Here is a 6,318-nt window from a genome sequence, read left to right as displayed (position 1 = left end):
GGTTTGTGCTGCCAGCGCCCGCAGCACAAACCGGGGCAGTGGAGCCTGCCGGGGCAGCCCCGCCGCCGGCGCGTCACCGGCGTCCACCGCCGGGTGTGCTGCGGCCGGTTCATTGCGCACTCTCACGTCAGCGGTGCCGGCCACCGGGTCCGCAGCGGCCCAGGCAGCTTCCTGCGCCGCCCAGCGATCCCAGTGCGGGGCGTAGGTGTCGCCGTCGCGGGCCAGGGCACGTTCACGGCGCACGGCTTCCGGAGCCTGAATCCAGATGACCGCGTCCAGGACGTTCCGGGCTGCCCGGTGGCCGGCGCCCACGCCTTCAAGGATCACGATGTCCGCCGGCTCCGTGGTGTGCCACCCGCCGTAGCGGCCTGCCACCCAGTCCCAGGACTGCCAGTGCGCGCTGTGTCCCTCCGCCAGGGGCTCCAGGACCTGGCGGCGGTAGTAGTCCATCCCGGCGTCGAGCCCGTCCCAGCCGGGGTACACGTCCTCCAGATGGAACACGGCGACCGAGCGGTGGGCGCGGAGTTCTGCCGCCAGTTCCAGCGCCAGTCCGGTTTTCCCCGCTCCGGAGAAACCGTCAACGGCGATCAGCAGCGGGCGGTGCGGGGCAGGGGACATCAGCGGCGCTCCGCCAGGGCGCTGCGGACAAAGTCCACCACGCCGGGTACGGCGGCCTGGATCAGGGCGTAGGAGGAATCAAAGGCGGACATATCCCCGTACCAGGGGTCTTCAATGCCCTGCTGATCCACCGGCAGCGTCGCGGCGGCCGGGTCGAAGCTGCGCAACATCCGGATTCTGGCGCGCTCCGGCGCGGGGGCTTCGGCCTGCAAATGCGTCAGGTGCCCGTGGTCCAGGGCAAGGATCAGGTCCCGGGTCCGGTACCACTCAGGTTCGAAGGCCCGCGCCCGGAAGCGCTCGAGCGGCGGCTCGGGAAAATGGTGTTTGCGCAGTTCGGCGGCCGTGCGGGGGTCCATCGGGCGGCCTGCCTCCCAGCCGGTCACGCCGGCGGAGTCCACCGACACGTCGTCCGCCAGCTGCGCCTCGCTGAAAGCGCGGGTGAGGCAGAACTGGGCCATGGGCGAGCGGCAGATGTTTCCGGTGCAGACCGTAATGATGCGGAACATCGGTTAAGCGTACCGATCCGCAGGCGGTGCGGGGCCGGCGCTCAGGCCCGGGCGAGGAGCTCACCGCTGGGAATCAGGAACCAGCCGTCCGGGGCAGCGGCCCACCGCGTCCAGCCGTCTGCCATCCGCTCCAGATCCTGCGCCGACGCCAGGCCGCGTTCGATTGCCTGTTCGGCGAAGGCCGAATGCAGTATCCGCTGGGACCAGGTCCCGGCAAACCAGCGGCGCCGGTCTTCGGTGGCATAGAGCCAGTTCGAGGACGACGGAACAAATTCGGTGAACCCGGCCTCCAGCGCCCAGCTGAGCAGCCGGCGTCCGGCGTCGGGCTCGGCGCGGTTGCCGCGGGCGATCTGCTGGTAGGTCTCCATCCATTCCGCCAGCTCCGGAACTTCCGGGTACCAGCTCATGCCGTGGTAGTCGGCGTCGCGCACGGCAACGATCCCGCCCGGGCGGGTGACCCGGCGCATTTCGTGCAGCGCGGCGGCCGGATCGGTGAGGTGCTGGAGCACCTGGTGTGCGTGGACCACATCAAACGTGTCATCGGGGAAGTCCAGGTCGTAGACGTTTCCGGACACAAAGCCGACATTGGGGGCACCCCGTTCGGTGGCCAGCGCGCGCGCCCGGGCGACGACGTCGTCGGAACGGTCCAGCCCGGTCACCTGCCCGGGTGCCACGAGCTCCGCGAGGTCCACGGTGATGCTTCCGGGGCCGCAGCCGACATCGAGCAGGCTCAGGCCGGAGCGCAGGTGCGGCACCAGATACGCGGCGGAATCCTCCGCCGTCCGGGTGGCGTGGGCGCCGACGACGCTGCGGTGATGGCCATGCGAATACGTGTCCTGGGGCATAGCAGGACGATACGCGGGACCGGGGGCACCTGCCCGTTTCCTGGTCACGGTGTGTCATACGCCTGAACCCGCGCTGGAATCAGCGGCCAGGCTCAGGCGGCCCGGCCGCACCGGGATTCGGTGGCCCCTTGTGCGCTGCCGGAACCGGTGTCTTTATAGAGACAGTGCCTTCATCCGAGATGGAACCAGAGTTGAGTCGGAGGCACTCAACTTTGTTGACAAAATAAGCGCATCCGGTAAAGTTGAGTCTAGAACGCTCAATATGCGCTACGGGTGGCCGCAGCGGCAGGTATCTCCGCGGAGAGCAGCCGCGCGGACCATCGATTTCCAAGGAAAGAGGAAGCAAATATGTCACGTGCAGTAGGTATCGACCTCGGAACCACCAACTCCGTTGTCTCCGTCCTCGAGGGTGGTGAACCCACCGTCATCGCCAACGCTGAAGGCGGCCGGACCACTCCGTCCGTTGTTGCTTTCGCCAAGTCCGGCGAGGTCCTGGTCGGCGAGATCGCCAAGCGCCAGGCCGTCAATAACATCGACCGCACCATCGCCTCGGTCAAGCGCCACATGGGCACCGACTGGAGCGTGGACATTGACGGCAAGAAGTACACCGCCCAGGAAATCTCTGCCCGCATCCTGCAGAAGCTGAAGGCCGACGCCGAGTCCTACCTGGGTGAGAAGGTCACCGACGCCGTCGTGACCGTCCCCGCCTACTTCAACGACGCCGAGCGCCAGGCCACCAAGGAAGCCGGCGAGATTGCCGGCCTGAACGTCCTGCGCATCGTCAACGAGCCGACCGCAGCCGCACTGGCCTACGGCCTGGACAAGGGCAAGGAAGACGAACTCATCCTGGTCTTCGACCTCGGCGGCGGCACCTTCGACGTCTCGCTGCTGGAAGTCGGCAAGGACGAGGACGACTTCTCCACCATCCAGGTCCGCGCCACGGCCGGCGACAACCGCCTCGGCGGCGACGACTGGGATCAGCGGATTGTTGACTACCTGCTGGCGCAGGCCAAGGCCAAGGGAGCGGATCTGTCCAAGGACAAGATCGCCCTCCAGCGTCTGAAGGAAGCAGCGGAGCAGGCCAAGAAGGAGCTCTCCTCGGCCACCTCCACCAACATCTCGCTGCAGTACCTGTCCGTGACCCCCGAGGGCCCGGTGCACCTGGACGAGCACCTCTCCCGCGCTAAGTTCCAGGACCTGACCAAGGACCTGCTGGACCGCACCAAGAAGCCGTTCAACGACGTCATCTCCGAAGCCGGCATCAAGGTCTCGGACATCGACCACATCATCCTCGTCGGCGGTTCCACCCGTATGCCTGCCGTCTCCGAGCTGGTCAAGGAACTGGCCGGTGGCCAGGAGCCGAACAAGGGCGTGAACCCGGACGAGGTTGTCGCCGTCGGCGCAGCCCTGCAGGCAGGCGTGCTGAAGGGCGAGCGCAAGGACGTGCTGCTGATCGACGTCACCCCGCTTTCCCTCGGCATTGAAACCAAGGGCGGCGTGATGACCAAGCTGATCGAGCGCAACACGGCCATCCCGACCAAGCGCAGCGAAACCTTCACCACGGCGGATGACAACCAGCCGTCGGTGGCCATCCAGGTCTTCCAGGGCGAGCGTGAGTTCACCCGGGATAACAAGCCGCTGGGCACCTTCGAACTGACCGGCATCGCTCCGGCTCCGCGCGGCGTTCCGCAGGTCGAGGTCACCTTCGACATCGACGCCAACGGCATCGTCCACGTGTCCGCCAAGGACAAGGGCACCGGCGCCGAGCAGTCCATGACCATCACGGGCGGCTCCTCGCTGTCCAAGGAGGACATCGACCGCATGGTCCGCGAAGCCGAAGACCACGCCGCGGAGGACAAGAAGCGCCGCGAGGCTGCCGACATCCGCAACTCCGCCGAGCAGCTGGCCTACTCGGTGGACAAGCTCCTTACGGACAACGATGACAAGCTGCCCGAGGACGTCAAGTCCGAGGTCAAGGGCGACGTCGACGCGTTGAAGAAGGCGCTGGAAGGCACCGAAAACGACGACGAGGTAAAGAGCGCTTTCGAGAAGCTGCAGGCCTCCCAGACGAAGCTTGGCGAAGCCATCTACTCGCAGGCCCAGGCCGCGGGTGACGCCGGTGCCGCCGGCTCCGCAGCGGGCGACGGCAGCACGGCCGACTCCGGCGCCGACGATGAAGACATCGTGGATGCCGAAGTTGTCGATGACGAGGAAAAGAAGTAATCATGGCCGCTAACGGCAACGGAAACCAGAACCCCGCCGGCCAGCCGGAGGAGAACGAGGAACCGCAGTCGCAGCAGGCAGGTACCTCCGCAGCGGGCGAACAGCCCGCGGCGGAGGGTGCTTCCTCCGCCGAGGGCGATGCCCTCTCCCAGGCCGAGGAAATCCTGAACAGTGCAGGCAGCGACGCGAAGGAGGACGCCGGCTCCGCCGAAGCGTTTGAACTTCGCAATGACCTGCTTCGCCTGCAGGCTGAGTACGTCAACTACCGCAAGCGGGTGGAGCGGGACCGCGACGTCGCCCGGGAAATGGCAGTGATCGGAATGCTCAATTCCCTCCTGCCCGTCCTGGATGACATCGAGGCCGCCCGCCAGCACGGGGACCTCGCCGAGGGGCCTTTCGCCTCGATCGCGGTGAAGCTGGAGAACACGCTCAAGGGCTACGGCATGGTCCGGATCGATGAGACCGGCGTGGAGTTCGATCCGAACATCCACGAAGCGCTGATCCAGCAGCAGAGCCCGGACGTCACGTCCGACACTGTTACGCAGATCCTGCGCACCGGATACAAGTCGAACGATCGGGTGCTGCGTGCGGCACAGGTGATCGTCTCCGTTCCGGAGCAGTAGCAGTTGATGCCCGGGACCGCCGCACGGCGGTCCCGGGCATCACCGGTGAACAGCCGGTTCCAGCGTTTTAGGGCAAGACACAGGAAGGGGACACCAATTGGCTAGTCAGGATTGGGTCGACAAGGATTTCTACAAGATTCTGGGTGTTCCCAAGGACGCTTCCGAAGCCGACATCAAGAAGTCGTACCGGAAGCTGGCCCGCAAATACCACCCGGACCAGAACCAGAATGATCCCTCGGCGGAGAAGATGTTCAAGGACGTCTCCGAGGCCTACTCGGTGCTTTCCGACGCCGAGGAGCGCCAGCAGTACGACGCCATCCGTGCCATGGGCAGCGGAGCCAGGTTCACCGCAGGCGGCGCCGGTGGCCCGGCCGGCGGAACGGGCGCAGGATTCGAGGACGTCTTCGGCGGCCTGTTTGGCCAGTCCGCCGGACGCAGCCGGCGCGGAACGTCGTACAACGCCGGCGGCAGTAACATTCCCCCGGAATTCGCCGACCTGTTCGGCGGCGGCGGCTTTGGCGGCGGCTTCGGCTCGGCCCCTCCGCAGAAGGGCGCGGACCGAACGGCCAGCACCACCATTTCTTTCGCGGGTTCGATCAACGGCACCGTGATCGGGCTGCGAGAACCCAGCGGCGAGGTAGTCGAGGTCCGGGTGCCCGCCGGGGTGAAGGACGGACAGAAGATCCGGGTCCGCGGCAAGGGCATGCCCGGGGCGGCCGGGAACGGAGACCTGATGGTCACCGTGCACGTCACCCCGCACGACTTCTTTGTCCGGGACGGCAACAACATCCGGATCCATGTGCCGGTGACCTTCCCCGAAGCCGCACTGGGCGCCACGATCGAGGTTCCGACGCTGACCGCCGACCGGGTCAAACTGAAGGTCCCGGCCGGTACCCCGTCCGGGCGCACGCTGCGCGTCAAGGGCCGCGGCGTCCATACCTCCAAGGGCAACGGGGACCTGCTGGTGACAATCGACGTCGCAGTTCCTTCCCACCTGAGCAAGGATGCGAAGGAAGCGGTCGAGGCCTTCGCCGAAGCAACCAAGGGCGAAGACCCGCGCGCCGGGCTGGCGGCCAAGGCGCGGCTGTAGCCCTGCCCGGCAACGGAGCGGACCGCAGCTAGTATGACAAGCACGCAAACCAGCAAGTAGCGAGGGAGAGTGAGAGAAATCGGGATCGACACCAACGCACCCATCTTCGTGATCTCCGTTGCCGCTGAACTTGCGGACATGCATCCGCAGACCCTGAGGCAGTACGACCGGCTCGGGATCGTTAGCCCGAGCCGTGCGCCGGGGCGTTCCCGGCGGTACTCGCAGCGGGACATCGAGATGCTGCGGGAGGTCCAGCGCCTCTCCCAGGAAGGCGTTTCACTCGAAGGCATCAAGCGGATCATGGAGCTGCAGAAGCAGGTGTCCGGGCTGCGCGCACGCGTTGATGAACTTTCCGCCGAACTTGACCAGATCCAGCAGCGAAGCAGTGACATGGGGCGGATCTTCGCCGCCGG

At 66.6% G+C, this 6,318-nt stretch carries 7 protein-coding genes; 4 read left to right on the top strand and 3 right to left on the bottom strand.

The annotated features are described in order from the left end of the window. The 3 genes from RTN46_RS15055 to RTN46_RS15045 form a co-directional block, all read right to left on the bottom strand. The coding region (locus tag RTN46_RS15055) for a uridine kinase (RefSeq protein WP_396157871.1) at nucleotides 1–618 on the bottom strand (618 nt) is incomplete at its 3' end. Beyond that, on the bottom strand, nucleotides 618–1,124 hold the full coding sequence (locus RTN46_RS15050) for a low molecular weight protein-tyrosine-phosphatase (RefSeq protein WP_312182578.1): 507 nt from the start codon (nucleotides 1,122–1,124) through the stop codon (nucleotides 618–620). The genes RTN46_RS15050 and RTN46_RS15055, both read right to left, overlap by 1 nt. Before the next feature lie 41 nt (nucleotides 1,125–1,165). Further along, complete coding sequence (locus RTN46_RS15045; protein ID WP_312182576.1) at nucleotides 1,166–1,969, bottom strand: methyltransferase domain-containing protein; 804 nt, start codon at nucleotides 1,967–1,969, stop codon at nucleotides 1,166–1,168. Nucleotides 1,970–2,317: 348 nt separating this feature from the next. Here RTN46_RS15045 and dnaK point away from each other — a divergent pair, with 348 nt between their 5' ends. The 4 genes from dnaK to RTN46_RS15025 all read left to right on the top strand — a co-directional run. Beyond that, complete coding sequence (gene dnaK / locus RTN46_RS15040) at nucleotides 2,318–4,192, top strand: molecular chaperone DnaK (RefSeq protein ID WP_312182575.1); 1,875 nt, start codon at nucleotides 2,318–2,320, stop codon at nucleotides 4,190–4,192. Between the two features lie 2 nt (nucleotides 4,193–4,194). Continuing rightward, the gene (locus RTN46_RS15035; protein WP_312182573.1) at nucleotides 4,195–4,815 is read left to right on the top strand and encodes a nucleotide exchange factor GrpE; all 621 of its coding nucleotides are present in this window, start codon (nucleotides 4,195–4,197) and stop codon (nucleotides 4,813–4,815) included. Nucleotides 4,816–4,912: 97 nt separating this feature from the next. Continuing rightward, nucleotides 4,913–5,905, top strand: a complete 993-nt coding sequence (locus RTN46_RS15030; RefSeq protein ID WP_312182571.1) for a DnaJ C-terminal domain-containing protein — start codon at nucleotides 4,913–4,915, stop codon at nucleotides 5,903–5,905. Nucleotides 5,906–5,983: 78 nt separating this feature from the next. Then, on the top strand, nucleotides 5,984–6,318 hold a 335-nt coding region (locus RTN46_RS15025; protein WP_312182580.1), incomplete at its 3' end, for a heat shock protein transcriptional repressor HspR.

This window comes from Arthrobacter sp. (assembly GCF_031988865.1).
Lineage (GTDB): Bacteria > Actinomycetota > Actinomycetes > Actinomycetales > Micrococcaceae > Arthrobacter_B.
This window is presented reverse-complemented; position numbering and strand designations above follow the sequence as displayed.